This is a genomic window from Streptomyces kunmingensis (assembly GCF_039533535.1).
GTDB classification, from domain to species: Bacteria; Actinomycetota; Actinomycetes; order Streptomycetales; family Streptomycetaceae; genus Streptomyces; species Streptomyces kunmingensis.
This window is the reverse complement of the sequence record NZ_BAAATS010000005.1, coordinates 59,279-84,492: the sequence shown is the minus strand read 5'-3', so window position 1 is coordinate 84,492 and position 25,214 is coordinate 59,279. Positions and strand designations below refer to the sequence as shown.

Here is a 25,214-nt window from a genome sequence, read left to right as displayed (position 1 = left end):
CCCGAGCCATGTCCCAGACCGTCGTCATCACCGGCGCCAGTGCCGGAATCGGCCGCGCCACCGCACGTATGTACGGCAAGCGCGGCGCCAATGTCGTCCTGATCGCCCGCGGCCGCGCCGGACTGGAGGCCGCGGCCGAGGACGTCGAGTCGCTGGGCGGCCGCGCCCTCGTCCAGGTGGCCGACACCGCGGAGGCGGCGCAACTGGAAGCCGCCGCCGACGCCGCCGAGCAGGCATTCGGACCCATCGACGTCTGGATCAACTGCGCCTTCAGCTCGGTCTTCGCGGCGTTCGACGAGATCACCGTCGAGGAATACGAGCGAGCCACCCAGGTGACCTACCTGGGCTTCGTCAACGGCACCCGCACCGCGCTGCGCCGGATGCTGCCCCGGGACCGCGGCACGATCGTGCAGGTCGGCTCCGCGCTGGGCGAGCGCTCGGTCCCGCTGCAATCGGTGTACTGCGGTGCCAAGCACGCCATCAACGGTTTCACGTCCTCCCTGCGCACCGAGCTGCTGAACCGGGGCAGCCACGTGCACGTCACCATCGCCCAGATGCCCGCCGTCAACACCCCGCAGTTCTCCTGGGTGACCACCCGCCTCGACCGGCATCCGCAGCCCGTCCCGCCCATCTACCAGCCGGAGGTCGCGGCCCGCGGGGTCGTGCACGCCGCCGACCATCCGCGCCGCAAGCAGTACTACATCGGCGCCACGACGGTGGCGACCATCTGGGCCAACCGCCTGGTCCCGGCCCTGCTCGACCGTTACCTGGCGCGTGCGGGCATCGACTCGCAACTGACCGACCGGCAGCCGACCGGCAGGAGCAACCTCTTCGAACCGGTCGACAGGACCGAGGACGGCCTGCACGGCGCGCACGGCATCTTCGACGACACCTCCCACAGCCGGTCCTTCCAGGCCGCCGTGGCCCGCCACCCGGCCGCGGCCCTGTCGGCTGTCGCCCTCGGCGCCGCCGCCGGCGCGGGCTGGCTCGGCCGGCGCGCACGGCGGTAGCGGCTCCGGTCCCTCGCACGCGTCAGATGCGTGCTGTCTTGAAAGGCGTTCCGTGCTGGGACTGGTGGCGCCAGAATGGACGCAGGAACGCGCGGTCCGGCCGTGGGCCGCGTTCAACCGCTTCTGGTGGGGTGATCGGCATGGCGCAGCCGGAGCGGGACGAGCGCCTGGCCCGGGCTTTCCTGGAGCTCGCGGACACTCCGGCCGCCGGCCTCCAGCTGGTCGATGTCCTGCACGTGCTGACCCGGCACGTCGTGGATCTGCTGGATGTGTCGGCCTGCGGAGTGGTCATGCTCGACGCCGTGGGACGGCTGGTGGACGCCACCGCATCCACCCGCGCCGCACAGGAACTGGGCCGATTACAAGCCGAGTCCGACGAGGGACCGAGCCGGGACTGCTGCGCCGAGCACCGCGTCATCGGCCCGGTGGATCTCTCGGCCCGCGCCGCCGTGGAGCGCTGGCCCCGCTTCACCGAAGCCGCCCGCGCCGCCGGGTACGGCGTGGTGTCGGCCATCCCGCTGCGACTGCGCGAGGAGACGACCGGGGCGGTCAACCTCTTCCACACCACCCCCGGGGGCCTGGGCCCGGCGGACCTGCGCCTCGGCCAGGCACTGGCGGACGCGACCACCATCGGCATCGTGCACCATCGGCTCGGCCGTCAGCGGACCGAGGAGGGCGGCCCGCTCCAGTCGGCGCTCCACAGCCGCATCACCATCGAGCAGGCGAAGGGCGCGCTCGGCGCCCGGCTGCGGATCACCCCGGAAGCCGCCTTCACACGTCTGTGCGCCCACGCCCGCTCGCAGCGCATGTCCCTGCCGCAACTGTGCGCGCAGGTCGTCGAGGACACCGTCGACGTCGGCGTGTTCGCCGCGCCCTCCGACCGGCGGCACGGCGACTGACCCCGCCCAACGCGGGCAGGGCCGTACACAGGCCGGCTCCGCCGTCACGGGGATACGAGGCAGCGGAGCCGACCACCGCCTCGAGAGGCGGCACCGCCCATTCTTCCCGCTCCCGCCCCTCCCGCACCAGGGCGCTTCGGCGGGCGAGGGGGCGCGCGGCGCGAGACGTGCCCGGAGTCACTGGCGTCGGTGCTTGGCTCCGTAGAACGCCGAGCGGGCCGCCCGTATACGGGCCTTCTGCCGGTCGGTGTCGCGGGCCAGGGCGAGCGCCGTGCGCAGGACGTCGGGGTCGGCCAGATGCCCGCTGCCGTCCGGCGCGGTACGCCACAGGAGCGAGTGACGCTGTACGCCGGTGAGGGCATCGGCGTGCGGTGAGGGCACGGTGAGCTCCGCACCGGCCGTCAGGACGGTGGCGGAGTCCGGCTGGCGGGGCCAACTGCCGGCTTCCCGGGGCTCGGTGAGGATGTAGAAGACCGGACGTATCTCGATGTGCTGCTCGAGCACCGGCACCTTCTCGGCCTGCCCGCCCAGCTCCCACAGCACCGTCAGGCCGAGCGGCTGGGACAGCCGCAACGCGTCGAAGCGGCGTCCGGTGGGCAGCCGCGCCAGATGAGGCGGCCGCTCCCACTGCCGCTGCGCTTCCTCGGGGTCCGGGTGGCAGGACGCCAACCACGTCTCGCCATCCATGCGTTGACGGTACGCCGCTTCCTCGCGCCCGTCAGCCGGACTGCCGAGTAGCCCGTGCCGCCGGGTCGTCCGGCCCGGACGGATCACCCGCCGAAGAGCCCGGCGTGACCCCTGGGCGGCCAGCCCAGCCACCAGATGAACAGACCGCCCAGCAGGACGAGCAGGAACAGGGCGGCATTGGTGCGCCGGTAGGTGAGCAGCAGCGCGACGAACTCGCGCAGCATGGCGCTCGGCCAGAAGTACGCGGCCGTGGGCGCGCCGATGACATGGCCCCGGACTCCTGCGCGGCGGGCGGTCACCGCGGCGCGGAAGACGTGGTAGTTGTTCGTGACGATCACACACCGGTAGGCCGGATTCGCCTTCTCCATCAGGGCCTTGCTGAACCGCAGGTTCTCCTCGGTGGTGGTCGAGCGGTCCTCCCGTTCGACGAGGCCGGCCGGGAAGCCGCGCTCGGTGAGGTAGTCGGCCATCGCGTGCGATTCCGGCAGCTTCTCGTCGGGCCCCTGCCCGCCGGAGGTGAGGAGCACGGGCCGTCCGCCCTTGCGTGCGAGCCTGTCGTGCTCCTTCCGGGCCCGGTCGAGCCGGCCGGCGAGCAGCGGCGGCACGGTGGAGCCGCCGACCAGGCCCGATCCGAGGACCACCACGTAGTCCGCCTTGCGCCGGATGCGCAGGCGTTCGTAGAGGGTGGCGTAGAGGAGGAAGCAGACGAAGAGGAAGGCGACGTAACCGGCGAGCACCACGGCGGTGCCCGCCGCCACCAGGAGGGTGCGGGTGTGCAGGATCAGCGCGGTGGCCAGCAGGGCGAGGAGCGCGACCAGCGCGAGGCCGGCTCCCAGCGACAGCAGGTTCGCCGGGCTCCGGCCTTCCTTGCGCGCCATGGTGATGCCGTTGGCGAGCAGGAACCACGCCAGTGTGACGACGCCCAGAGCCGCGAGGACCAGCAGTGCGACCGCCACGGCCCTGCCCAACTGCGGCTTGTTGGAGGCCAGCTGGAGAAAGAGTGCGGCCGCGGCGAAGACGACGGCGAGGCCCAGGAGGACGGCGTTGCTGACCCGGCGGCGGTCCCGCAGCACTCCGAAACAGAAGGCGAGCAAACACACGACAGACGGAGCATAGGCCAACATGCGCACATGTTACTGAGGTGTCGGCCCACTCCTTCCCGCGGCTGGTTCCCCTCCCACCGCCTCGGGGTGTCCGCCGGCTGAACCGCACGCTCCCAACGGCCGCGCCGCACCCCTCGGTTACGTTGGCCGTCGAGCACCGGCCGAAAGGGCACCGCCCGTCGAGCACCGACAGCTACTACGAGCCCATCGACGCACACCGTTACAGCCCACCGCGCATGCCGGCGGCGCCTGCCCCCGCGCCGCCGTGCTGCGTCGGCGGCCTGTGGTGCGGCCTACTTGCGGATGAGCAGGACGAGGCCGGCGATCACGACGGCCAGCAGTACGGCGGCGACGCCGTAGCGGAGGCGGTGGGCGCGCAGGCCGGGCAGGAAGCGGTCCACGGCAAGCCTGCCCGGCCCTGTGAGGGCGAGTCCGGCGGCGCCGGCGAGCAGCAGCAGTTCGTACTCGACGCCCGCCGGGGCGAAGAAGCCGCCGCCCCATTTGACGGCCAGGGCGTTGATCATCGTGCCGAGCACGGCCGCGCCAACGAGGGGCGTCAGGAGGCCGAGTACGAGGCCCAGGCCGCCGAAGGTCTCGCTGAGTCCGGCGATCACCGCCATCGTCTTCCCGGAGGGGTATCCACTCTGGGCGAAGAACCGGCCGGTTCCCTCGATGCCGCCGCCCCCGAACCAGCCGAAGAGCTTCTGGGTGCCGTGCGCGGCGACGGTCAGCCCGAGCGCGATCCGGAGTATCAGCAGTCCGACGTCGTAGGCGTGGGGCGACGAGCTCTCGCGGGTGGCGGAAGAAGTGGTCGGGCTGGTCATTACACGAGACATATGGCGCGGATCCCTCTGACGTCCTACTTCTGACAGCTGACAGACAGCTTGAACTTTCAAGTGTCTGGTCGAGCGTAGCCGATGCGTGAAACTTAAAACAACGCAGGACTGATCCGCGCCCGCCGGGGCACATGACCCGCATGAAGATTCTGATCATCCTGGTCGTCGTCGCCGTAGCCGCGGCATGGTTCCTGAAGTCGCAGAAGAGGCGGTGAGCGGCCACCCTGGAGGCATGACGAGCGCCCCGATAGTCGTGCACCCGCCGTCCCGTACGGGCGGACGGCGGGTGACGGCACGCGGGCAGATCCTCGGCCTCGCGCATGCGGACGGCGATGTCGTCGAGTTCCTGCGCCGCGCGGGTCTTGCCGACGCCGAGACGCTCCTCGACGACCCGGCCTGGGTCACGTGGCGGGGCGGTCGCGCCCACCACTACGAAGCGGCGTGATGGGTACGGCTACTGCTGTCGGGCCGCCACCGGAGGCCGGCCGAAGAGCCAGTTGCCCGGCGCGTGCGGGTCGCTGCTGGTGAAGTACTCCACCACGGCCTGCTTCAGCGCGGTCTTGCTGATCACCCCGGCGCCGTCCCGGTCGATCTGCCGGAAGCTCTCGTCGACCTCACCGCGCGTCAGAGCCGGCGACTGACCCAGGACGAACGCCCGGTACGCGTCCGGGTCGATCTCCCCGACACCCTCCACGTCGGCCACGCCCATGACCGACTCCAGGACCGCGTCGCAGACCTGGTCCGTGAGCGCCGCGTCGGCGAAGAGGGCGCTCACCGAGCCGACGTACACCTCACGGGTGACCCTGCCCTCGCTGTCCGCGTTGTGCGCGTGGGCCTGGTGCCAGGCGCTGCGGTAGGCGTCGATCAGTGCTTTCTCCATCGGGGAGCCCGGCGCGTGGTTCAGCTCCTTGGCCGAACGCCGCCCCATGAGGACGTGGTCGGCCTCGGTCAGGACGCCGTCGCCGTCCGCGTCGAGCAGGTCGAAGGCGTGGTCCATCTTCGCCATCAGGAAATCCTTGGCAGGCATGTCTGGTGGTCCTTTCGTCGGGCACCCCGGACGCCTCTGCGGTTCGGAGCGGGTCGCGCCATGGTGGCCTCGGCCGCGCCGGCCGGTGGCCCCGGTCGCCGGCCCCGCGACGGCCGCCGGTGGACCGCCGCACCGGGTGCGACCAGCGGCGATGTGTCGCCGACGGTCGCTCGCGCCGGGCCCGCGCAAGGCCGGCGGTCCCACGAAAGGAACCGCGTACCCCCACGTGCCGGTCACCCGTCCTGGTGACGCGTCGGGGCCCCTCCGCGGACCCCCGGCCGCCGCATCCGCCACGTCGGCCCACCGATGCACAGACCCGCACGCACGCAACGTGATCATGACGAACGGCCTAGCCGGGACTGCGGTCCGCGCCGTCCTCGGCAAGCCTTGGGATGTGGAGTTTCCTCTCGCAGTCGCGCTCGCCGAGTCCGTGTCCACGCTGCCCACCGGCCCCGGCTGGTGGTACGAGCCGAAGTTCGACGGCCACCGGCTCGTCATGCACCGAACCGAGGAGACCGTGAAGTGCCAGGCCCGCTCCGGCCGTACGGTCACCGCCGCCTGGATGGACCTGGTCGGCGCCGCGCAGTCCGTGCTGCGCCCCGGCACCGTCCTGGACGGCGAGGCCGTCGTCTGGGTCGGGGGCCGGCTCGACTTCGCGGCGGCGGAGGCCCGCGGGAACGCGACGCCCCGACGGGCGTCCGCGCTCGCCGCCGAGTACCCCGCGCACTACGCCGTGTGGGACTGCCTCGCGCTCGACGGCGTGGATCTGCGCGGCCGGCCCTACGTCGAACGGCGCGCGGCCCTGCTCGAGGTCCTCGCCGACGCGAAACCGTCCATCCGGCCCGTACCGGCGACGGAGGAGGCGGAGGTGGCGCGCGTCTGGTTCGAGCGGCTCCAGGCGCAAGGGGTGGAGGGGGTCGTCGCGAAACGTGCGGCGTCGCCGTACGGGTCCGCCCGCGTCTGGCGGATGGCCCGGCACAGCGCGACCGTGGAAGCTGAGGTCGTCGGCTGCGTCGGCCCTCCGGTCCAGCCGCAGCGGGTCGCGGTGCGGCTGCCGGACGGGCGGTGCGTGCTGTCGCAGCCGGTGATCGCGCCGGTCGCCGCCGAACTGGCCCGGCACATCACGCAGGCAGGTCCCGGCCGCCGGGCGCGGACGGACGACGGCGAGGCGTACACGACCACCGGCAGCGGCCTGACGGTGGAGGTCGTGGCGAGCACGGCGCGGCACGCCACGGTCACGGTCACCCGGGTGCGATGACGTGACCGGGCGCCGGGCCGCGTCAGATCCAGCAGGCGTATCTCATGCCCGGTTCTCGGAACGCAGCCACACCGTGCTCCACGGCGGGAGCTGATCGTCCGCCAGAGGAGCGGACACGAGCAGGACCTCGCCCGGGGGCAGGGGCGCGGGTTCGCCGGAGAGGTTGCTGACGGTGTGCCAGCCGTCGGCGCGCGTGAAATGCAGCAGGCCCGGGTCCGTGCCGACCCACTCCAGGGTCTCGTCCCGCACGAGGGCGCGGCGCAGGCGGAGGGCCGCGCGGTACAGCTCCAGGACCGAGTCCTTGTCGCCGCGCTGGACGTCCGCCGCGTACGTGCCCCAGTCCGCGGGCTGCGGCAGCCAGGAACCGCCGGTGCCGAAGCCGAAGGCCGCGCCGTCACGCGTCCACGGCAGCGGGACCCGGCATCCGTCGCGGCCCTTGACGCGGCCGCCGCTGCGGACCCACATCGGGTCGCGCAGCTCGTCGCGGGCGAGGTCGGCGACCTCGGGCAGCCCCAGCTCCTCGCCCTGGTAGACGTACGCGGACCCGGGCAGCGCCAGCATCAGGAGGGCGGCGGCGCGCGCCTTGCGCAGGCCCAGCTCGCGGTCGGGGACGGGGTTTTGGCCGTCCGTGAGGAGCCAGGCCTCGATGTCGGACTTGGTGTAGCCGTCGGGCAGGGCGTAGCGGGACGGGTGGCGCACCACGTCGTGGTTGGAGAGCACCCAGGTGCTGGTCGCGCCCGCGCTACGGGCGCCGGCGAGCGCGGAGTCGATGGTGGCGCGCATCTCGGGGGCGTCGAGCCGCGCGCCCAGGAAGTCGAAGTTGAACGCCTGGCCGAGACCGCCCGGTGACGCGTACGCGGCCCGCCGGGACGCGCGTACCCAGGCTTCCGCGACGGCGAAGCGCGGCGGGTCGTAGGAGTCGAAGACCTGCCGCCAGCCGCGGTAGATCTCGTGCACCGCGTCCCGGTCCCACAGGGGGTGGCTGCCGTCCTCGGGCAGGGCGTCCGGCTGGTAGCTCCGCGCCTCGCCGAGGTCGCGCAGGGGTTCGCGCAGATCCTTGGCCAGGCCGTGCGCGACGTCGATGCGGAAGCCGGAGACGCCCCGGTCGGACCAGAAGCGCAGGGTGGTGTGGAAGTCCTCGCGGACCTCGGGGTTCTCCCAGTTGAAGTCGGGCTGCTCGGGTGCGTAGAGGTGGAGGTACCACTGTCCGTCGGCGACCCGGGTCCAGGCGGGTCCGCCGAAGCTGGAGGGCCAGTCGGTGGGCGGGAGTTCGCCGTGTTCGCCCTTGCCCTCGCGGAAGACGTAGCGCTCGCGGGCGGCGGAACCCGGCCCGGCGGCGAGCGCCTCCTGGAACCAGCGGTGCTGGTCGGAGGAGTGGTTGGGGACGATGTCGACCATGATCTTCAGGCCGAGTCCGTGGGCCGCGGCGACCATCGCGTCGAAGTCATCGAGGGTACCGAGCCGGGGGTCGACGTCGCGGTAGTCCGCCACGTCGTAGCCGCCGTCGGCCAGCTCCGAGGGGTAGAAGGGGCTCAGCCAGACGGCGTCCACGCCGAGGTCCGCGAGGTGGGGGAGGCGTGAGGTGACGCCGGCGATGTCACCGAGGCCGTCGCCGTCGGAGTCCGCGAAGCTGCGCGGGTAGACCTGGTAGATGACGGCCTGCCGCCACCAGTCCGCCTCGTTCGGCGTGGTGGCGGAGGTGTGGTGCTGGGTCATGCGGGGCCTTTCGAGGGTGCGCGGTGCGGTGTGCGGGTGGGGTTGCCGGGCGTCACGGGCGGAATCCGATGGACGGGTCAGCCCTTGACCGCTCCCGTCGTCATGCCGGAGACGATCGAGCGGCGGAAGATCAGCACCAGGAGCGCGATCGGCACGGTGGCCACCATCGCCCCGGCGAAGATCACCCCGTACGGGACCTGGTACTGGCTGGTGAACAGGGCGATGCCGACGGGGACGGTGCGGCGGTCGTCGGCGCCGTTGAAGGTCAGGGCGAGCAGGAACTCGGACCAGGTGGCGGTGAAGGAGAACACGCCGGCCGTGAACAGGCCGGGCCTGGCCAGCGGCAGGATCACGGTCAGGGCCGTGCGCATCGGGCCCGCGCCGTCGACCGTGGCGGCCTCCTCCAGCTCGCGGGGGATGCCGCTGAGGTAGTTGCGCAGGATCCAGATGGCGAACGGCAGGTTCAGCGCGACGTAGGGGATGACCAGGCCGGGGTAGCTGTTGAGCAGTCCGGCCTGGCGCTCCATGAGGAACAGCGGGACCAGCAGGGCGATCGGCGGGAAGACCGACAGCATCAGGAGCGCCGTCATGATGGCGCCGCGGCCGCGCAGGGGGAGCCGGGCGAGCGCGTAGCCGGCGAGGAAGGCCAGGGAGAGGATCAGCACGGTGGAGGCGGAGGCCACGACGACGCTATTCAGGAGGTAGCGGCCGATGCCGTTGCGGACGAACGCGATGTCGTAGTTGTCGAGCGTGGGGTGGTCGGGCAGCAGCGAGGGCGGCGTCGCGCTGATCTCGCCGGGTCCCTTGAGGGAGGAGGAGACCATCCAGAGCAGGGGGAGCGTGGTGCAGACGACGATCAGCAGCCCGCCGAGATTGACGAGATTGACGTACCGGCGGACACCGGTCCGCGGGGCGTGACGGCTCATGCCTGGCCTCCTTCGTCGACCTGGGTGCGAAAGACGCGCAGGAACAGCAGACAGCAGCCCATGACGATGGCCGCGGTGGTGACGGCGACCGCGGCGCCGCCGCCGAAGTCGAGGTTCTGGAAGAGGATGCGGTAGCCGAGGATCGCCACCGACTGTGTCGCCGTGCCGGGCCCGCCCTGGGTCAGGACGAACGGCAGGTCGAAGATCCCGAACGCCTGGAGGATGCGGAAGAGGACCGCGATGGCGACGATCGGCCGCAGTTGCGGCAGCGTCACCTTCCAGAAGGTCGTCCACGCGTTGGCGCCGTCGATCTCGGCGGCCTCGTAGACGTCGCCCGGGATGAGCATGAGCCCGGCGAGGACGACGATCGCGACGAACGGCGTCGTCTTCCACACATCCACGACCACCATCGCGGCCATCGCGGGCGCCGGCTCGCCGAGGATGTCGGGCTGACCGCCGAAGAGTTGCGCGCACAGCCAGGTGACCGCGCCGTACGTGCCGTTGAAGAGGTACGACCACAGCTGGGCGGCCACGACGTTGATCAGCGCCCAGGGCAGCAGGAGCAGCGCGAGGATCCAGCCGCGGGCGGCGCCGAGCCGCTCCAGGACGAGGGCGACGACCGTGCCGAGGACGAGTTCGAGGGCGACGGAGACGATCGTGAAGCCGAGGGTGAAGGCCAGCGCCCGGTACCACTCGGGGCTGGTCAGGAGCGCTTCGTAATGGCCGAGCGTGGGCGAGCCGAGGCGCAGCCCGCCGTATTCGAGCTTGACCTCGCAGAAGGAGAGGATCAGCGAGAAGGCGACCGGGAAGACCGTCACCGCCGCCACGACCAGGAGGGCCGGGGAGGCGAACAGCCAGCCGGTGCGGCCGCGGCGCTTAGCCATGGCTGGTTTCACTGGGCTTTTCCTTCCAGAGCCTTGCGCAGACCCTCGCGTGCGGCGCGTACTCCGGCGGCGGGGGAGAGGTCGCCGCCGACGACACCGTTGGCCGGTGTGTAGAGCGCCTTGCTGACCTGCGGGTAGTACGGGGTCTGCACGGGCCGGTCGACGAGGTGCAGGTCGGCGGCGCGCAGCACGGTCGGGTCGCCCGCGGCGCGGGCCTCCTTGCTGCGGAGCGCGGAGGTCAGCGCGGGGACGACACCGGCTTCCCGGGCGAGCAGCCGCTGCACCTCGTCGCCCGCGCAGAACCGGGCGAACTCCAGGGCGGCGCTCAGCTCCTGGGAGCTCGGGTTGACGAAGTTGCTCCAGCCGCCGGCGCACGAGACGCCGGACCGGCCGGTGCCCTCGAAGCCCGGGCGGAGCGCGACGCCGACCTTGTCCGCGACACGGGACACCTTCGGGGTGCTCGCGTTGACCCACGCGTAGGACCAGTTGCGCAGGAACAGGCCGCGGCCGCTGACGAACGCGTCCTGCGCGTCCGACTCCTCGTACGTCGTCACGCTGCGCGGGGTGACCTCGCTGGACGTGAACTCCGCCATCAGGGAGAACGCCCGCTCGGCCTTCTCGCCGCCGAGCACCGCGCGTCCCTGGCCGTCCAGGACGGGGGCGCCCGCGTCCGCGAGGAACTCCGCGACGTTCGCCGTCAGCGCTTCGGTCACCGCCGCCTGCCAGAGGAACCCGGAGTCGATGTCCCCGGATTTCTGCACCGTACGAGAGGTGTGCAGCAGCTCCTCCCAGGTGCGGGGAACGCGCAGACCGTGCTTGGCCAGCAGGTCCTTGCGATAGAAGAGGTAGGTGCTGTCCGTGAAGAACGGCACCGCGTAGACCTTGCCCTGATACGTAGAACTGCGCCGCAGCGCCGCCGGATAGGCGTCCCAGAAGTCGTGCGGGAGCAGGGTCTCGACCGGCAGCGCGAGCGAGGAGTGGCCGAACTGGGCGGGCCAGGTCGTGTCGCCGAGGTACACGTCGGGCTGGGGCGAGCCGCCCGCGAGCTGGGTGGCGATGGCGCTGCGGTTGCCGTCCGAGGTGGAGAGCGCGTTGATCTTCGTGACGCGGATGCCCGGATGCCGCCGCTCGAAGGCCCGGATGATCAGGTCGGCGACGACGGCTCCGCGCCGCGAGGGGATCTCCGAGACCCACCAGGTCAGCCGGGCCCGGGAGTTCGGCGTGGTGGCAGCCTGCGTGAGCAGGTCGTCGAGGTTCTTGCCTCCGCAGCCGGACAGCAGCCCTGCCGCGACGGTGCTCACGCCGCCCGTCAGCAGGGCTCTGCGATTCAGGGCCATGGCCTGCTCCTCACCTTTGAGTACTGCCCGATGACAGCGCTAGCACAGTACGAAGCCCTTATTTGCTGTGTCAATGGAAAAGCGGTGCGGGTGCTGTGGTGTAGTTCGTGACAGCGCTGTCACAGTGATGATCACGAAGGGGGCAACGCTGTGTTAGCGTCCCCTGCATGGCCGGTGATAATGGCGCCACGCTGGCGGATGTCGCACAGCGGGCCGGAGTGTCCCCCTCGACCGTCTCGCGCACGATGCGCGGCTTGTCGACGGTGTCCCCCGAAACCCGGGCGCGGGTGGAGAAGGCGGCGCGCGAGCTGTCGTTCTCGATCTCGCGCAGCGCCTCCAGCCTGGTCACGGGACGCACGGGCCGGGTCGCCGTGCTCGTACCGAACCTGGAGTCCTGGTTCCTCGGGGCCGCCCTGGCCGGCATGGCGCCCGCGCTCGCCGAGGCGGGCATGGACATGCTGGTCTACAGCGTCACCACCCCCGAGGAGCGGGCGCACTTCTTCGACCACCTGCCCGCGCGCCGCAACGCCGACGCCCTGCTCGTCGTCAGCTTCGCCCTCTCGCCCGGGGAGCGGGCACGCCTGGACGACCTCGGCATCCCCCTGATCTTCGTCAGCCAGCACGAAGAACACCGGGCCAGTGTCTACGTGGACGACGCGGAGGCCGCGCTGCGCGGTACCCGGCACCTGATCAACCTCGGCCACCGGCGCATCGCCTATCTGGAGCCCGCCGACCCCTCCGGCTTCGCCTGGAGCAGCAGGGCCCGGCTGGACGGTTACCGCACCGCGCTGGCGGAGGCGGGCATCGAGCACGACGAGGAGCTCGTCCGGCAGGTCGCCCAGTGGCAGGGGCCGGTCCTGGACGCGGCGGTGGGGCGCCTGCTGAGCATGGCGGCGCCGCCCACGGCCATCTTCGCCGAGACGGACGACATCGCCTTCCGGCTGCTCACGGTGTTGCGCGGGGCCAACGTCCGGGTGCCGGACCGGGTGTCGGTCCTGGGCTTCGACGACCATGCGATGGCCGCGGCCTGGGACCTGTCCACCATGGCGCAGCCGGTGCGCCGGCTGGGCCGGGAGGCGGCGGAGCTGGCGCACGCGGTCATCGGCGACCCGGAGGCCAACCTGGAGCGGCACGTGGTGCTGCCGGTGGAGCTGGTGCCGCGGGGGAGCACGGGGCCGGCGCCGCGCTCGCCGGTGGCCGGCGGCGCCTGACGCGGGTGCCCCGGCCCTTTCCCGGCGATCAGGCCGGTTGAGAGTAAGTCCGTCCGGCCCTGCCCTTCGCACGGTGCCGGATGAGGGTCAGCTCATCCGGCCCGGCCCTCCAAACGGTGCGCGTGGGCCGGGTAGACGCCGAGAATGCGCACCTCGGAGGAGAAGAAGCGCAGCTCCTGCAGGGCCAGGGCGACGCCCGGCTCGTCGGGGTGGCCCTCGACCTCGACGTAGAAGCAGCTCGGGTTGAGGCCCGCGCCCATCTGGTAGCTCTCGATCTTGGTGAGGTTCACCGCGTTGCTGGCGAAGCCGCCGAGCGCCTTGTAGAGGGCGCTGGGGATGTTCCGCACGGCGAAGAAGAGGCTCGTCATCGTCGGTCCCGCGTCGAGCGGCGCGAAGACGGCGTCCCGGGAGAGGACCACGAACCGCGTGGTGTTGTCCGGGTCGTCCTCGACTCCGGCCCGCAGCACGTCGAGACCGTAGTGCGAGGCGGCGGCGGGCGGGGCGAGGGCGGCGTGCCGCGGGTCGCCCAGTTCGGCGACCTCACGGGCGGCCCCGGCCGTGTCGTCGCTGACGAGCGTGCGCCAGCCGCCTTCGCGCAGGATCTTGCGGCACTGTCCCAGCGCGTGCACATGGCTGCGTACGCACTCGACCTGGTCGGGCGTCGTGCCGGAGACGCCCACCAGGTCGAAGTGGATGGCGAGGAAGTGCTCGCCGATGACGAACAGGCCCGACTCCGGGAGCAGGTGGTGGACGTCGGCGACCCTGCCGGCCGCGGAGTTGTCCACGGGGATGACCGCCAGGTCGGCGGCGCCGAGCGTCACCGCGTCCAGCGCCTGTTCGAAGTTCGCGCAGGGCAGCTCGGCGCTTCCGGGGAACAGCTGCTGGGTGGCGGCTGCCGAATTGGAGCCGAACTCGCCCTGATAAGCGACAGTCGTCACTGTCTGACACCTTCCAGCCGGGGAGCCGGCCTGATCGCCCAATAAGAGAGCCACCGTAGACCGCGGGCGCGCGGCTGCCGCGCCGCTGTCCACAAGGAGAGACCGCGGAGCCCCGCGATCCACCCGTGCGGGTGGGCTCAAGGGTCCGCTACGGGCGGATGTACGGCCGGGTCATGATCTCCATGTTGTGACCGTCCGGGTCGGCGAAGTACGCGCCGCGGCCGCCGAACAAGTGGTTCACCCGGCCGGATTCGGTGTGGCCGGGGTCGGCGTAGTAGGTGACTCCGACCGCGTCCAGGCGGGCGATCATGGCGTCGAACCGGGCGTCGGGCACGAGGAACGCGTAGTGCTGCGACTGGATCGGCTCGTCCCGCTTCTCGTAGTAGTCGAGTGTCACGCCGTTGCCCAGGTCGACGGGGAGGAAGGGCCCGAACGGGGCGCCCACCTCCAACCCCAGGATCGCGGCGATGAACTCGGCCGACAGATGCCGGTCACTGGCGTACACGGCGGTGTGGTTCAGCTGGACGGTGGTCGTCGGCGGTTCGGGGTCGTGCGAGGACTGCTGCTCGTATGACATGGGTGGGTGGCTCCGAGTCTCTGTATCCGTCGGGGTGGGGCGCCGCACGCGGGCGCCGGAACGAAGACACGGAGACAGCGGCGGGCCTCTGGCCCGCCTCGCGCTCACGCCGAGGCCGGGACCCGCACTCGTGAATGGCCCATGGCCGACCCGGCAGTCACCCGAGGGACCTTAGCGGCGGATCACGCGCAGAGGCAACGCACTTCCTTGCTGCCATGCGCGATCCGGTCGGCTGCCGCGGCGGTCTCACACGTTCGGTGTGAACTGCCCGACGTCGCGGTATGCGGTACGGATCTACGGGGAGCTGAGAGCCATGAGTGAGAATGTGGACGGTCCTGCCCGCGCCCATCAGCGGCCGGCGGGCGTCAGTGACGCGACCGTGGAAGCGCTGGGGTCGGTGTCGAAGGCGCTGGAGACGGTGGAACAGGCCCGCGGCCATCTCTACGCCCTGCACCGGCTGACCGGCACCGCCGATCTCGAACTGGGCCGCGCCGTCGGCCTGTTGCGCGACGCGGGGCACGAGGAGTGGGCCGAGCGGATCGACCGGGAACTGGTGGGCCGCAACGTGTTGGAGGGACGGTGGACGTTCCAGATCGTGGAGGAGTACAACGCCACCTTCTACGAGCCCTACAAGGACCTGGAGCGGCAGGCGCGCGACGACCTGGTCCAGGGGCGCGATCACCTGTACGAGGCGGAGATGAAGGAAGCCCGCCGGACGAAGGGACACCCCGACCACGTCGCGCGGCCGGCCGGCGAGGGCTGAGCCGGGCGCGGGGTACAGACGGGGAGTCCACGTCAGGCTCTCAGCCGGCGCGCAGGGACGTGACCTCGTGGACGACGGCCGAACTCGACGACCGTCCGCGGCATGTCAGCAGATACGGCGGTGCGCGGTGGGACCGCACCTCGATGTCGAAGGACGCCGTACGAGGCGGCCGGGCGGCGAGGCGGATGCGCCAGCGGTCCTGGTCGCGGGTGGTCGACTCGACCGCGTACGCGTGCCGGCCGGCCGGGCCGAAGCGCCGCAGCACGGCTGCCACCGCGGCCTGTTGGGGCGGGAAGAGATCGGTGTATCCGCGCAGGTGGTCCGCGTGCATCCGGTCGGCCAGGTGCTCCTCGACCGTGGTGACGGACGACCGGGCGGTGAGGCGGCCGTAGTAGACGCCGTCGGGCAGGAGGACGACGTTGGCGGCGAACCTGTCGCCGCCCACGTGGGTGCACTCCCAGACCAGCTGAGGCCAGCGCGCGCTCAGCGCCTGTGCCACGGGCCGGCCGCGCACGGCGCAGCAGACGTCGTGCAGGCCGTGGGCGCAGACGAGGACGACCGGCGGATGCCCCGGTTCGCCGGGGGCGCCGAGGGCGTCGACGATGCCGAGCAGGTCCTCCGCACGGTCCCAGGTGCCCCACCGCTGACGGTAGGCGCCGTTGACGCCGTGGCGCAGGACGGCCCAGCGCCTGGGACCGTCGGGCATGAGGCGCCCGTGTCGCCTGATCAGCAGTACGCGTGCCCGCACCGCCTGAGCCGCGCCGAACACGAGTCCTTTGATGTGCGGTTCGAGGTCGAGGCCGTCGAACCCGTTGGGCGGCCAGCCGCCCCGGTACTCGACGAGGATCCAGACGGAGCCGTACGGTGCGGTGCCCGCGAGCGGATCGCCGCGCGCTCCGGCGGCCTCGGCGCAGAAGAAGCGGGCCGCCGCGGTCATCGCGGCCGCGTCATTGTCCGGCGGGCACCAATACGCCCGCGCGCAGCAGTCTGTCGACGAGCCGCAGACCCAGCTGGTCCGCGGTGTGCACCTCGCCGTCGAGCAGGCGGACCACCGACGGCAGCTCGGTCCCGGTGAGGTCGAGCCAGCCGACACGGGTGGTCAGACGCCGGCCCTCGAGACGTGCTTCCAGCGCCGCACGCAGCCGCACCGGTGTATCGGGAGCGAGCCGGTCGACGGCCGCGAGCTGGGCCAGCGGACCCAGTGGCGCGGGCCGTGCCTGGCCCCGCCGGGCGCGGTGGAACAACGGGGCGGGGTCGGCCTCGGTAAGGGCGGCGACGAGACGTTCGCGGACGATCCCGAGCTCGTCGGCCGGACCGTCCACGCCCAGTGGGAGGGAGCCGCGCATCTGCGGGTCGTCGCGCAGCAGCGCGAGCGCGGACTGCGCGAGCTGCTCGGCCAGCGCGTGGCGCGTCCAGTTGTGGACCCCGAGCGTCAGATGGATCGAGACGGCGCCCTGCGCTTCAGCGGCGTGCAGCCAGCCCCGCGGCAGATAGAGGACGTCACCCGGCTGGAGAACGGTGTCGATGTACGCACTGCCCTCGGCGGCCTCCGCCACGGCGGCGCGGTGCTCCGTCCAGGGCTGATCGCGCAGCGGGTCGCGGTGGACGGGCTCATGGACGACCCAGCGTTTGGCGCCCGCGACCTGGAGGACGAAGACGTCATGGACGTCGTAATGCGCGTCGAACCCGCGGTTCTGCGGCGGCGTGACATAGGCGTTGGCCTGCACCGGATGCCCCAGCTCCGTACCGAGCCGGGAAGCGAACTCCGCGACCGGCTCCCACGTGCGCTGCAGTGCCTGGAGAACCAGCGTCGCTCCGTCGGCGAGGGCGCGCCACAGAGCGGTGTCGTCGAGCTGGTCCGCGACGGTCGCGCCGACCCCGGCGGGCGCGGTGTACGACGACTCGGGGAGCGTGGCACCGTCCTTGGCGACGCGCAGGAACGGCGTGCGCAGTCCGCGACGGGAGAGGAGTTCGTCCACGGCCGCCGCGGAGAAGAGATCGGAGAAGTCACTGGCCCCGCGCGCGAGGAGCGGTACGCGCGCCCATACGTCGCGGGCGAACTCCTCCCGGCCGAGGCCGGTCAGACGTGCCTCGAGGACACCGACGCCCGCCAGGACGTCGGCATCCTGAAGTGCGACAGGGGGAGTGCTCAAATGCCGCTGCCGGACTTGTCGGCGCCGCCGTCCGCGCCGCCGTCGTGGACGCCGGGGGTGCCGGCCGCGCCGCCGTCGGCCGGGCCTTCGGCTCCGCCGTCCGCGCCGCCGTCGTGGACGCCGGGCGTACCCGCCGCGCCGCCGTCGGCCGGGCCTTCGGCTCCGCCGTCCGCGCCGCCGTCGTGGACGCCGGGCGTACCCGCCGCGCCGCCGTCCGCGGGACCTTCGGCTCCGCCGTCCGCGCCGCCGTCGTGGACGCCGGGCGTACCCGCCGCGCCGCCGTCCGCGGGACCTTCGTGCTGGTTCGAGTCCTGCTCGGGGTTGGTCATGGTTCCTCCTGAGAAGCGAACGCCGGGAAGTGAGCGGGCGGCACCTTTTCGAACCCCCTCGATCACTAACAAACTCGCTCACCCTGTTCTCACCGGCAACCGGAGAGGGCGGGCGCCCCTCTTCCCCATGGCATGCTGCCGACGGAAGGAGGGCCGATGCCTCACCTGGGGACGACGGCGGTACTGGCGGTGCTGCCGGCCGCCGAACCGCTGCTGGAACTGGCCGCCGCAGTGGACGAGCGCGTGGTCCGGCCGGGGGTGCCCGCGCACGCCGCGCTGCTCTACCCGTGGCTCCCTGCCGACCGGGCCGGCGGCGCGGAGCTGGACTGATTGCGGGCGGCGCTCCCGCCCGGCCGCGTTCCGGTCCGGCTGGACACGGTCGAGCGGAGCGACGGCTTCGTCGGCGTCCCGGTGCCCGGGCTCCGCGTCCTGGCCACCGCGGTGCGGGCCGCGTTCCCGGCTCAGCTCCCGTACGGCGGCCGGTTCGGCCAGGATCCGCCGGTGCACGTCACCGTGGCCATGGGCGCGGATCCCGGCGCCGCCGCCGACATCGAGCGCCGCGCCGCCGCCCTCCTGCCGATCACCACGGAGATCACCGCCCTGCACGCGGTCGCTCTCACCTCCGCCGGGTGGCAGAGCCTCGCTGTCCTGCCTCTCCTGCCGGGCTCGGCGCCTCGGACGCCGTGAGCCGCGCGTAAGGACGGACCTGGGCGGCCGGAACCGGATGGCGCGGGCTCAGCCTTCTTCCTGGAGCGCGGGCGTGCGCAGGACGAGCAGGGCGACATCGTCGTCGTTGTCGTCGGGACGGACCTCTTCCAGGAGGGCGTCGCAGAAGGAGTCCAGGGGCCGCCGGGCGAGCGAGGCCGCGTACCGGCGCAGCCGGTCGAGCCCGTGGTCGATGGAGCGGTGAGGGCTCTCGACCAGGCCGTCGGTGTAGAGCAGCAGGGTGGACTGGGGCGGCAGGACGGTGACGGCGTCGGGGCGGACCCTGGTGACCCCCGTGCCGAGCAGCAGGCCGTGCGCGTCGGTGAGGTACCGGGCCTGCCCGTCGCGGTGGACGAGCAGCGGCGGCGGGTGACCGGCGTTGGTCCAGTGCAGCCGCCACAGGGCGTCGTCGCCGAGTACGAGCCTGCCCAGGACCATCGTCGCCATGGACGCCTCGACGATGTGCCTGATGGCCTCGTCGAGCTGGGTGACGACGTCGCTGGGCGCGGCCTGCGCCTGGGACCAGGCGAAAGCCCGCAGCATGTTGCGGACCTGCGCCATCCCGGCCGCCGCGTCGAGATCGTGCCCCACGACGTCGCCGATGGCCAGCGCGTGGGCACCGTCGGCCAGGGCGAACGCGTCGTACCAGTCACCGCCGACGGAGGACGCGTCCGGAGCGGGGACGTAGCGCGCCCGCATCGTCACGCCCGGCACGGTGGGCAGTTGGGGGAGCAGGTGGCGCTGCATGGTCTCGGCGACCTTGCGCTGGCGCTCGTACAGGCGGGCGTTGTCAAGGGCCAGGCCGGCGCGGCGGGTGACGTCCTCCAGGAGCGGCAGGTCGGCGGCCGTGAAGGCGTCGGGCCGCTGGGAGCGGCCCAGAGTCAGTGCGCCGAGCACGTCGCGCAGACCCCGGATCGGAGCGATGGCGGCGCTGTGCATGCCGGTCGTCGTGAAGAGGCGGCGCTGCTCGACCGCGATGCCCGAGTCGGGCGGGCCCTGATAGGTGCCGGGGGTCGCCAGGGACGAGGAGGCACCCCGCAGTGCCCGGGACAGCGGCATGGGGGACTCTTCGGGCACGGGGGGCATGGGCCCCTGGAGGTCATGGCGCTCGACGAGGACGTCGTCCTTGCGCTCCATCACCAGAGCGCGCCGGACTTCGCCGCGTTCGGTGACCAGGTCGATCACCGCCCAGTCCGCGAGGCGGGGCACGGTCAGGGCGGCGAGCCGGTGCAGCGCGTCCCTCACGTCGAGAGTGGAGGTGAGCTGGGTGGTCGTCTCCGCCAGGAGGGCCAGCCGGTCGAGTTCGGTCAGGGGCGCGGGGACGGCGGCGTCGCCCTGGAGCGGGCTCTCCTGCTGCGGTCCGTAGAGCAGCACGAGCGCTCCCGCCGCCTCCGCCCCGAGCATGTAGGGCGTGACGAGCCAGGACGATCGCAGGACGGTGCCGTCCTTGCGGGCGAACCATTCCGCGTCACCGTGCTCGGTGCTCGCGGTCAGGAGCGCCTTGCGCAGGCGGCAGCGCGTGCGGGGCACGGGATGCCCGTGGTCGTCCCGGTGCAGCAGGTCGTGGGCGTCGTGCCCCACGAGCTCGTCGCGGGAGGAGCCCAGCAGGGCCTGGACCGCGTCGTTGGCCGCGACGATGAGGCCGTCGTCGTCGATGACGAGAGTGGCCACCCGCATGTCCTGGAGCATGGTCCCTGCGGAAAGGGCATACGGGTGCCCCTCGTGACTGCTTGCGGGGAGATCTCCCATGCCGTTGTCGGCGACGTCCATGCGTGTCCTCGGTAATGGCTTCGACGCTGCGGTGAGACAACACTGGATACCCGTTTCAGGGTAGGTCAAGCCCGGAAACCTGCCGTGCTCGTCCGCTGGACGCGAGTTACCGCCCAGCCGTTCGTCTGTCGCAAGAACCCAACATCATCATGCAATTACCTTTCGTGCTGCTGGAAAAACTCGTACTCATCCCTTGTGAAGGCGTGCCAAGTCGCCCTACTGTCACGGCACTCACGCGCACCGCACCGCGCGGCCCCACGTCGCATCGCCCCGCGCGTCCTTTCGAGAGAATCGAGAATCGGATGTCGTGGTACTCCGCTCGCACGGCCGCCGCGGCACGCCGTGCTCCGCGCAGAAGACCGGTCCGGCTCGCGGCAGCACTCACCGCGGCCGCGGCCGGATTCTCCCTCGTCGTCGGCCACCCTGCCCTCGCCACCGGCAAGGCGGCGCCCGCGCCCACGCCCGTGACCCGCGCCGCCCTCGCCCCTTCGCTGGTCGCGGGACGCGGCGCCGACGTACCTTTCGTCGAGCAGGAGGCGGAGGCCGCGCGGACGAACGGCACCGTCATCGGCCCGGAGCGCACCGCGTACACCCTGCCGTCGGAGGCGTCGGGGCGCTCCGCGGTGCGGCTGAAGCCGGGCCAGTACGTCGAGTTCACACTCCCGCGCGCGGCCAACGCCCTCACCGTGCGCTACAGCATCCCCGACGCCCCGGGCGGAGGCGGTATCACGGCACCGCTGGACATCGCGGTGAACGGCAAGCGCCACACCTCGACGACGCTGACCTCGCAGTACGCGTGGCTCTACAACCAGTACCCGTTCAGCAACGACCCCCGGGCCGATCTGCTGCACCCCGACTGGTGGATCACCGAGTGCGGCTGCGTCCCCTCGGCGACGACACCGACTCCTGTCATCGACAAGCCGTTCAGGCCGAGCCACTTCTACGACGAGCGGCGGGTGAAGCTGAGCAGGACCTACCGGGCCGGTGACACCGTGCGCCTGACCGCGCCCACCGGTACGAAGGCCGCCTGGACCGTCATCGACCTGCTCGACTCGGAGCGGGTCGACGCCCCGCACCTCGAGCGCAACGCCGCGAACGTGCTGGCCTTCGGTGCCGATCCGACCGGCCGCCGCGACTCCGCCGACGCGATCGACAGGGCCGTCGCCGCGGCGAAGAAGCGCCACCTGAAGGTGTATCTGCCCCCGGGCACGTACCAGGTCGACCGGCACATCGTCGTCGACGACGTGACGATCGTCGGTGCGGGCAACTGGCACACGACCGTCAAGGGCCACCAGGTCACCCTCGACACCCCCGCCCCCGACGGCTCGGTGCACACGGGCGTCGGCTTCTACGGCAAGGACGCGGCCGACGGCGGCAGCCACGACGTCCATCTGTCCGGGTTCGCGATCGAGGGCGACGTCCGCGAGCGCATCGACACCGACCAGGTCAACGCGGTCGGCGGCGCGATGAGCGACTCCACGATCGACGGCCTGTACCTGCACCACACCAAGGTCGGCCTCTGGTTCGACGGCCCCATGAAGAACGTACGGGTGACGCGGAACATCATCACGGACCAGATCGCCGACGGCCTCAACTTCCACAAGGGTGTGACCGATTCGCTCGTCGCGCACAACTTCGTACGGAACACCGGTGACGACGCGCTCGCCATGTGGTCGCAAGAGCAGCAGGACGCCCGCAACACCTTCTCCCGCAACACGATCCAGACCCCGGTCCTCGCCAACGGCATCGCTGTCTACGGCGGCACCGACAATGACGTCACCGGCAACCTGATCGCGGACCCGGTCCGTGAGGGCAGCGCCGTGCACGTCGGGTCCCGCTTCGGCGCCGAGCCGTTCACCGGCCGGCTCCGGATCACCGACAACACGACCGTGCGCGCCGGAACGTACGAACTGAACTGGAAGATCGGGCTCGGCGCCCTCTGGTTCTACGCCCTGGACAAGGACATCGACGCCGACATCCAGGTCACCGGGGACCACTTCCTGGACAACACCTACAACGCGATCATGCTGGTCTCGGACTTCCCGGTGAAGGACAAGTACAAGATCGAGAACGTCCGCTTCAAGGACATCAGGGTCGACGGCACCGGCACCTCGGTGCTCAGCGCCCGCACGGCGGGCTCGGCGTCGTTCGAGAACGTCGACGCGCGCAACGTCGGCGCGGTCGGCGTCAACAACTGCGGAGCGTTCAACTTCCCCGCCACCGGATCGGAGTTCACCGTCGAGGACCGGGGCGGCAACGACGGCGGCGGTACGGCAGGACCCTGGCTGGCCGCCTGGGAGCTGCCCGCCACGATCACCTGCGACGACCGTCCGCCGGTGGTCCCGCCGCCCGCGCCCGGCACGTGGTGAGCTGACACGGGCGCCGGCGTGTGCGGTCAGCCGGCGCGGTCGAGCTCCAGCTCACGCTTGAGGTTGCGCAGTGTCACCTCGATGTTGCGCTGCTGGAAGACGGCGAACGTCTTGCCGGACGTGGCGACCCGGTCGAAGGCATTGGCCACGAACGCCGGCCAGGAGCGGCGGTCGTCGGTCCAGGTCTCCGTCACCCGGGTCGCGGAGCCGACCTGCTCGAACCGGTACTCCCAGGTGGCGATCGGGGCGCGCAGCACCGGCCGCTTGCGGCCGATGGCGTGGACGCGGAACGCGAAGCGGCGCCCAGGTTCCGCCGCCGTGACCGTGCACCGGGTCACCCACCGGAACGCGCCGCGCTTGTTCCGGCCGACGAACGAGGTGCCGACGACGGCCTGCCCGGTGGGCGGGCCGTCCGCCGTGCCCCTGTTCTCCGGACTCCACCGGCCCATGTCCTCGGGGCGGCTGACGGCCGCGTACGCATCGGCTGCGGACACGTCGATGGTGATGCTGCTGCTCACGGTGAACACGCGGGCCACGGGGGATCCTCTCCACTCGGACACGAAGCTACTGCTGAGTAGGATCATGGCACGTGTGCGCTCCGGCGGGCGCCGGACCGGGTGTACCGGTCCCGCCCCACGCCGTGGTCACGGATGATCACACGGTCTGCACGTTCCGGTGGTGTCGCTTTCGCGTTTTCGGGGGTACGCGGTCGCCACGGGAAGGAGGTCCCAGGATGAGTGAGACAGTCAGGCGAACGGCCGACCCCACGTCCCAGCACCCCGGCGCGGCCGAGGAACCGGTGGGCGAGCTGGTCCAGCGCGCCTCGCAGCAGCTGACAGAGCTGGTACGCGGCGAGATGCGGCTGGCGCAGGCCGAGATGAAGGAGAAGGGCAAGCGGTACGGGAAGGGCGGAGGCCTCTTCGGCGGGGCCGGCCTGGTCGGCTTCTTGGCGTTGCAGGCGCTGGTCGCCACCGCGATCGCCGCCCTCGCGGTGCCGCTGCCCGTCTGGGCCGCGGCCCTGATCGTGACGGTGGTGCTCGGTCTGGTCGCCGCCGTGCTGGCGCTGACCGGCAAGAAGGAGGTCGGCCAGGCCGCCCCGCCCACCCCCGAGCAGACCATCGACAGCGTGAAGGCCGATGTGGCCGAGATCAAGGAGAGTGCCAAGCGATGACGCAGCCGCCCCACGACGAGCCCACCGCCACCAGCACCGAGGAGCTGCGCGAACAGGTCGAGCAGACCCGGCACGAGCTGGGCGACACGGTGCAGGCGCTGGCCGACAAGACGGACGTCAAGGCCCGGACGCAGGAGAAGGCCGCCGCCCTCAAGGAACAGACGACGGCGAAGGCCTCGGAGCTGACGGCGCAGGCCAAGGCGAAGGCGTCCGAGGCGGTCCACGCGCTGCAGGACCAGCTGCCCGACGACGCCAAGGACAAGGCCGCGCTCACCGCGGAGCAGGTGAAGGCCAAGGCGGCACAGGCGCAGCGGGCCTGGCAGGACAAGGCGCCCGAGTCGGTACGTGACAACCGTGCCGCACTGATCGCCGCGGGCGTGGCCCTGGTGGCCGCGTACGCCGTGCTGCGCCGCAAGAAGAAGTAGGAGCCTGTCTTTGAAACCCCCCGCGCCGCGCTGTCGTCGGGGCCGCTGAAGGCCCCGACGACGCGGGGCGCTACTTGCTGTACGCCTGCGAGTAGAGGTCGCCCGTGTAGTAGTCGGCGGGGTCCGGGTTGTCGTCCAGCTGCTTGTTGCGGACGAAGAAGTCACCCAGCTTCTTCAGCCACTCGTTCACCTCGCCGCTCCTGGTCTTGTCGGCCAGCTCCTTGGTGGAGAGGGTCTCGACGTGCGAGGCGTCGGCCCGGGCCTGCGCCTCGGTGACCTCGAGCATCTTGGCGGTGAGCGCGATGGTCTCGTCGGGGTGCTCCGCGCGCCAGTCGTTGGCCTGCTGGAGCACCTTGATCACCTTGCTGTTCTTCTCCTCGGGCACCTTGTTCCCGGCGACGAACGCGGTCGGGAAGGAATCCCCGGTGTCCTTGGTGCTGGCTATTTCCTTCAGCCCGGGGACCTTCTTCTTGATGGTGTCGATGGCCGGGTAGAAGAACCCGGCGCCGTCGATCTTTCCGGAGGAGAAGGCGGAGACGATGGTCGACGGGTCCATGTTGACCTTCTCGATGTCCTTCGTCGTCATCCCGGCGTCCGCCAGGGCGATGTTGAGGACCATGTCGCCCGAAGTGCCCTCGGGTACACCGACCCGCTTGCCCTTGAGGTCCTTCATGGACGTGATGCCGGGCTGGCCGATGACCCGGTCGGCATAGGTGAGGGTGTCGATCGCGATGACCTTGGACTTGCCGGAGGCGGGCAGCCACATCGCGCCGGGGCCGATGTAGCCGTAGTCGAGGTCGCCGGCGCTCAGTGCCTGGATCTGCACGGGGCCGTTGTTGAACGTCTTCACCTGGGCGGTCAGGCCCGCCTTCTTCCACAGCCCCTGCTTGTCGGCGATGGCCAGCAGGCTGGCTCCGTTGTAGTCACCGATGTAGCCGAAGCGGACCGTGCCGTCGTTTTCGGAGGCGCTGCCGGAGCAGGCGCTGAGGGAGAGCGAGAGCATGAACGCGACGGGCAGCGCCGTGACGGCGTGCCTGATCGTCCTTCTGGGCATGCTGGAGTGTCCTCTCGGGGTGGTGCGCGGGTCGGTGCTGCGAAATGCCCAGGGGGCGGGCCGGGG

At 71.7% G+C, this 25,214-nt stretch carries 27 protein-coding genes; 11 read left to right on the top strand and 16 right to left on the bottom strand.

Features of this window, described 5'->3' with window-relative positions:
- The first annotated feature begins 8 nt into the window (after positions 1 to 8).
- Positions 9 to 1,010, top strand: coding sequence for an SDR family oxidoreductase (locus ABD366_RS05595; protein WP_324770042.1), 1,002 nt, complete (start codon positions 9 to 11; stop codon positions 1,008 to 1,010).
- A 140-nt stretch (positions 1,011 to 1,150) separates the two neighbouring features.
- Positions 1,151 to 1,909: a GAF and ANTAR domain-containing protein gene (locus ABD366_RS05590; RefSeq protein WP_324770041.1), complete on the top strand. Its 759-nt coding sequence runs from the start codon at positions 1,151 to 1,153 to the stop codon at positions 1,907 to 1,909.
- A gap of 177 nt (positions 1,910 to 2,086) precedes the next feature.
- On the opposite strand, the gene ABD366_RS05585 is transcribed toward ABD366_RS05590, so the two are convergent.
- The 3 genes from ABD366_RS05585 to ABD366_RS05575 all read right to left on the bottom strand — a co-directional run bounded on the left by ABD366_RS05585 (position 2,087) and on the right by ABD366_RS05575 (position 4,523).
- Entirely contained in the window at positions 2,087 to 2,596 is a 510-nt protein-coding gene (locus tag ABD366_RS05585) for a hypothetical protein (RefSeq protein WP_324770040.1), read from the bottom strand.
- Positions 2,597 to 2,679: 83 nt separating this feature from the next.
- Entirely contained in the window at positions 2,680 to 3,720 is a 1,041-nt protein-coding gene (locus ABD366_RS05580) for a YdcF family protein (protein ID WP_324770039.1), read from the bottom strand.
- A 272-nt stretch (positions 3,721 to 3,992) separates the two neighbouring features.
- Positions 3,993 to 4,523 carry a DoxX family protein gene (locus ABD366_RS05575; RefSeq protein WP_324770038.1) on the bottom strand — a complete coding sequence of 177 codons (531 nt, stop codon included), beginning with the start codon at positions 4,521 to 4,523 and terminating at the stop codon, positions 3,993 to 3,995.
- A 244-nt stretch (positions 4,524 to 4,767) separates the two neighbouring features.
- Between ABD366_RS05575 and ABD366_RS05570 the strand changes: the two genes are divergently transcribed.
- Complete coding sequence (locus ABD366_RS05570) at positions 4,768 to 4,980, top strand: hypothetical protein (protein WP_324770037.1); 213 nt, start codon at positions 4,768 to 4,770, stop codon at positions 4,978 to 4,980.
- A 9-nt stretch (positions 4,981 to 4,989) separates the two neighbouring features.
- Here the strand turns inward: ABD366_RS05570 and ABD366_RS05565 are convergent, their stop codons facing one another.
- Positions 4,990 to 5,562, bottom strand: a complete 573-nt coding sequence (locus tag ABD366_RS05565) for an EF-hand domain-containing protein (protein WP_324770036.1) — start codon at positions 5,560 to 5,562, stop codon at positions 4,990 to 4,992.
- A 394-nt stretch (positions 5,563 to 5,956) separates the two neighbouring features.
- Here ABD366_RS05565 and ABD366_RS05560 point away from each other — a divergent pair, with 394 nt between their 5' ends.
- Positions 5,957 to 6,820, top strand: a complete 864-nt coding sequence (locus ABD366_RS05560) for an ATP-dependent DNA ligase (protein ID WP_324772902.1) — start codon at positions 5,957 to 5,959, stop codon at positions 6,818 to 6,820.
- Positions 6,821 to 6,862: 42 nt separating this feature from the next.
- On the opposite strand, the gene ABD366_RS05555 is transcribed toward ABD366_RS05560, so the two are convergent.
- From ABD366_RS05555 to ABD366_RS05540, 4 genes are all read right to left on the bottom strand, one after another.
- The gene (locus tag ABD366_RS05555; protein WP_324772900.1) at positions 6,863 to 8,536 is read right to left on the bottom strand and encodes a glycoside hydrolase family 13 protein; all 1,674 of its coding nucleotides are present in this window, start codon (positions 8,534 to 8,536) and stop codon (positions 6,863 to 6,865) included.
- Positions 8,537 to 8,613: 77 nt separating this feature from the next.
- The gene (locus ABD366_RS05550) at positions 8,614 to 9,462 is read right to left on the bottom strand and encodes a carbohydrate ABC transporter permease (RefSeq protein ID WP_324772898.1); all 849 of its coding nucleotides are present in this window, start codon (positions 9,460 to 9,462) and stop codon (positions 8,614 to 8,616) included.
- A complete protein-coding gene (locus ABD366_RS05545; protein WP_324772896.1) occupies positions 9,459 to 10,346 on the bottom strand; it encodes a carbohydrate ABC transporter permease in 888 nt (295 codons plus the stop codon). The genes ABD366_RS05550 and ABD366_RS05545 overlap by 4 nt, the downstream gene beginning before the upstream one ends.
- Before the next feature lie 8 nt (positions 10,347 to 10,354).
- The gene (locus ABD366_RS05540) at positions 10,355 to 11,683 is read right to left on the bottom strand and encodes an extracellular solute-binding protein (RefSeq protein ID WP_324772894.1); all 1,329 of its coding nucleotides are present in this window, start codon (positions 11,681 to 11,683) and stop codon (positions 10,355 to 10,357) included.
- A gap of 167 nt (positions 11,684 to 11,850) precedes the next feature.
- Between ABD366_RS05540 and ABD366_RS05535 the strand changes: the two genes are divergently transcribed.
- The gene (locus ABD366_RS05535) at positions 11,851 to 12,894 is read left to right on the top strand and encodes a LacI family DNA-binding transcriptional regulator (protein ID WP_324772892.1); all 1,044 of its coding nucleotides are present in this window, start codon (positions 11,851 to 11,853) and stop codon (positions 12,892 to 12,894) included.
- Between the two features lie 92 nt (positions 12,895 to 12,986).
- Here ABD366_RS05535 and ABD366_RS05530 read toward each other — a convergent pair whose 3' ends face one another.
- Positions 12,987 to 13,832, bottom strand: a complete 846-nt coding sequence (locus ABD366_RS05530; protein ID WP_324772891.1) for a prephenate dehydratase — start codon at positions 13,830 to 13,832, stop codon at positions 12,987 to 12,989.
- A 148-nt stretch (positions 13,833 to 13,980) separates the two neighbouring features.
- Positions 13,981 to 14,409: a VOC family protein gene (locus ABD366_RS05525; protein ID WP_324772889.1), complete on the bottom strand. Its 429-nt coding sequence runs from the start codon at positions 14,407 to 14,409 to the stop codon at positions 13,981 to 13,983.
- Between the two features lie 313 nt (positions 14,410 to 14,722).
- Here ABD366_RS05525 and ABD366_RS05520 point away from each other — a divergent pair, with 313 nt between their 5' ends.
- A complete protein-coding gene (locus ABD366_RS05520) occupies positions 14,723 to 15,172 on the top strand; it encodes a hypothetical protein (protein WP_324772887.1) in 450 nt (149 codons plus the stop codon).
- Between the two features lie 40 nt (positions 15,173 to 15,212).
- Here ABD366_RS05520 and ABD366_RS05515 read toward each other — a convergent pair whose 3' ends face one another.
- The 3 genes from ABD366_RS05515 to ABD366_RS05505 are packed head-to-tail and all read right to left on the bottom strand — an operon-like array spanning position 15,213 to position 17,654.
- On the bottom strand, positions 15,213 to 16,109 hold the full coding sequence (locus tag ABD366_RS05515; RefSeq protein ID WP_324772885.1) for a ferredoxin family protein: 897 nt from the start codon (positions 16,107 to 16,109) through the stop codon (positions 15,213 to 15,215).
- A gap of 10 nt (positions 16,110 to 16,119) precedes the next feature.
- The gene (locus ABD366_RS05510) at positions 16,120 to 17,325 is read right to left on the bottom strand and encodes a cupin domain-containing protein (RefSeq protein ID WP_324772883.1); all 1,206 of its coding nucleotides are present in this window, start codon (positions 17,323 to 17,325) and stop codon (positions 16,120 to 16,122) included.
- The gene (locus ABD366_RS05505) at positions 17,322 to 17,654 is read right to left on the bottom strand and encodes a BatC protein (RefSeq protein ID WP_344441191.1); all 333 of its coding nucleotides are present in this window, start codon (positions 17,652 to 17,654) and stop codon (positions 17,322 to 17,324) included. Before ABD366_RS05505 ends, ABD366_RS05510 begins: the two co-directional genes overlap by 4 nt.
- A gap of 156 nt (positions 17,655 to 17,810) precedes the next feature.
- Between ABD366_RS05505 and ABD366_RS05500 the strand changes: the two genes are divergently transcribed.
- Both ABD366_RS05500 and ABD366_RS05495 read left to right on the top strand, forming a co-directional pair.
- Positions 17,811 to 17,984 (top strand): hypothetical protein, encoded by a 174-nt coding sequence (locus ABD366_RS05500; RefSeq protein ID WP_324772879.1) that lies wholly within the window; start codon positions 17,811 to 17,813, stop codon positions 17,982 to 17,984.
- Positions 17,985 to 18,341: a hypothetical protein gene (locus ABD366_RS05495; protein ID WP_324772877.1), complete on the top strand. Its 357-nt coding sequence runs from the start codon at positions 17,985 to 17,987 to the stop codon at positions 18,339 to 18,341.
- A gap of 48 nt (positions 18,342 to 18,389) precedes the next feature.
- Here ABD366_RS05495 and ABD366_RS05490 read toward each other — a convergent pair whose 3' ends face one another.
- Positions 18,390 to 20,129 (bottom strand): SpoIIE family protein phosphatase, encoded by a 1,740-nt coding sequence (locus tag ABD366_RS05490; protein WP_425576943.1) that lies wholly within the window; start codon positions 20,127 to 20,129, stop codon positions 18,390 to 18,392.
- A gap of 302 nt (positions 20,130 to 20,431) precedes the next feature.
- On the opposite strand from ABD366_RS05490, the gene ABD366_RS05485 reads away from it, so the two are divergent.
- Positions 20,432 to 22,498: a glycosyl hydrolase family 28-related protein gene (locus ABD366_RS05485; RefSeq protein WP_324772876.1), complete on the top strand. Its 2,067-nt coding sequence runs from the start codon at positions 20,432 to 20,434 to the stop codon at positions 22,496 to 22,498.
- Positions 22,499 to 22,524: 26 nt separating this feature from the next.
- On the opposite strand, the gene ABD366_RS05480 is transcribed toward ABD366_RS05485, so the two are convergent.
- Positions 22,525 to 23,034 (bottom strand): SRPBCC family protein, encoded by a 510-nt coding sequence (locus tag ABD366_RS05480; protein WP_324772874.1) that lies wholly within the window; start codon positions 23,032 to 23,034, stop codon positions 22,525 to 22,527.
- Positions 23,035 to 23,231: 197 nt separating this feature from the next.
- On the opposite strand from ABD366_RS05480, the gene ABD366_RS05475 reads away from it, so the two are divergent.
- Positions 23,232 to 23,669, top strand: coding sequence for a phage holin family protein (locus ABD366_RS05475; RefSeq protein WP_324772872.1), 438 nt, complete (start codon positions 23,232 to 23,234; stop codon positions 23,667 to 23,669).
- Entirely contained in the window at positions 23,666 to 24,094 is a 429-nt protein-coding gene (locus ABD366_RS05470) for a DUF3618 domain-containing protein (protein WP_324772870.1), read from the top strand. The genes ABD366_RS05475 and ABD366_RS05470 overlap by 4 nt, the downstream gene beginning before the upstream one ends.
- 70 nt (positions 24,095 to 24,164) lie before the next feature.
- Here the strand turns inward: ABD366_RS05470 and ABD366_RS05465 are convergent, their stop codons facing one another.
- Complete coding sequence (locus ABD366_RS05465) at positions 24,165 to 25,148, bottom strand: aliphatic sulfonate ABC transporter substrate-binding protein (protein WP_324772868.1); 984 nt, start codon at positions 25,146 to 25,148, stop codon at positions 24,165 to 24,167.
- Between the last annotated feature and the right edge of the window lie 66 nt (positions 25,149 to 25,214).

What these genes read in the sequence shown, in the direction of transcription:
- ABD366_RS05545 (WP_324772896.1), bottom strand. Translation starts at nt 10,346, where the DNA reads ATGGCTAAGCGCCGCGGCCGCACCGGCTGGCTGTTCGCCTCCCCGGCC.
- ABD366_RS05565 (WP_324770036.1), bottom strand. Translation starts at nt 5,562, where the DNA reads ATGCCTGCCAAGGATTTCCTGATGGCGAAGATGGACCACGCCTTCGAC.
- ABD366_RS05515 (WP_324772885.1), bottom strand. Translation starts at nt 16,109, where the DNA reads ATGACCGCGGCGGCCCGCTTCTTCTGCGCCGAGGCCGCCGGAGCGCGC.
- ABD366_RS05595 (WP_324770042.1), top strand. Translation starts at nt 9, where the DNA reads ATGTCCCAGACCGTCGTCATCACCGGCGCCAGTGCCGGAATCGGCCGC.
- ABD366_RS05525 (WP_324772889.1), bottom strand. Translation starts at nt 14,409, where the DNA reads ATGTCATACGAGCAGCAGTCCTCGCACGACCCCGAACCGCCGACGACC.
- ABD366_RS05500 (WP_324772879.1), top strand. Translation starts at nt 17,811, where the DNA reads ATGCCTCACCTGGGGACGACGGCGGTACTGGCGGTGCTGCCGGCCGCC.
- ABD366_RS05570 (WP_324770037.1), top strand. Translation starts at nt 4,768, where the DNA reads ATGACGAGCGCCCCGATAGTCGTGCACCCGCCGTCCCGTACGGGCGGA.
- ABD366_RS05520 (WP_324772887.1), top strand. Translation starts at nt 14,723, where the DNA reads ATGAGTGAGAATGTGGACGGTCCTGCCCGCGCCCATCAGCGGCCGGCG.
- ABD366_RS05470 (WP_324772870.1), top strand. Translation starts at nt 23,666, where the DNA reads ATGACGCAGCCGCCCCACGACGAGCCCACCGCCACCAGCACCGAGGAG.
- ABD366_RS05535 (WP_324772892.1), top strand. Translation starts at nt 11,851, where the DNA reads ATGGCCGGTGATAATGGCGCCACGCTGGCGGATGTCGCACAGCGGGCC.
- ABD366_RS05585 (WP_324770040.1), bottom strand. Translation starts at nt 2,596, where the DNA reads ATGGATGGCGAGACGTGGTTGGCGTCCTGCCACCCGGACCCCGAGGAA.
- ABD366_RS05475 (WP_324772872.1), top strand. Translation starts at nt 23,232, where the DNA reads ATGAGTGAGACAGTCAGGCGAACGGCCGACCCCACGTCCCAGCACCCC.
- ABD366_RS05580 (WP_324770039.1), bottom strand. Translation starts at nt 3,720, where the DNA reads ATGTTGGCCTATGCTCCGTCTGTCGTGTGTTTGCTCGCCTTCTGTTTC.
- ABD366_RS05590 (WP_324770041.1), top strand. Translation starts at nt 1,151, where the DNA reads ATGGCGCAGCCGGAGCGGGACGAGCGCCTGGCCCGGGCTTTCCTGGAG.
- ABD366_RS05465 (WP_324772868.1), bottom strand. Translation starts at nt 25,148, where the DNA reads ATGCCCAGAAGGACGATCAGGCACGCCGTCACGGCGCTGCCCGTCGCG.
- ABD366_RS05550 (WP_324772898.1), bottom strand. Translation starts at nt 9,462, where the DNA reads ATGAGCCGTCACGCCCCGCGGACCGGTGTCCGCCGGTACGTCAATCTC.
- ABD366_RS05485 (WP_324772876.1), top strand. Translation starts at nt 20,432, where the DNA reads ATGTCGTGGTACTCCGCTCGCACGGCCGCCGCGGCACGCCGTGCTCCG.
- ABD366_RS05555 (WP_324772900.1), bottom strand. Translation starts at nt 8,536, where the DNA reads ATGACCCAGCACCACACCTCCGCCACCACGCCGAACGAGGCGGACTGG.
- ABD366_RS05540 (WP_324772894.1), bottom strand. Translation starts at nt 11,683, where the DNA reads ATGGCCCTGAATCGCAGAGCCCTGCTGACGGGCGGCGTGAGCACCGTC.
- ABD366_RS05575 (WP_324770038.1), bottom strand. Translation starts at nt 4,523, where the DNA reads ATGACCAGCCCGACCACTTCTTCCGCCACCCGCGAGAGCTCGTCGCCC.
- ABD366_RS05490 (WP_425576943.1), bottom strand. Translation starts at nt 20,129, where the DNA reads ATGGACGTCGCCGACAACGGCATGGGAGATCTCCCCGCAAGCAGTCAC.
- ABD366_RS05505 (WP_344441191.1), bottom strand. Translation starts at nt 17,654, where the DNA reads ATGACCAACCCCGAGCAGGACTCGAACCAGCACGAAGGTCCCGCGGAC.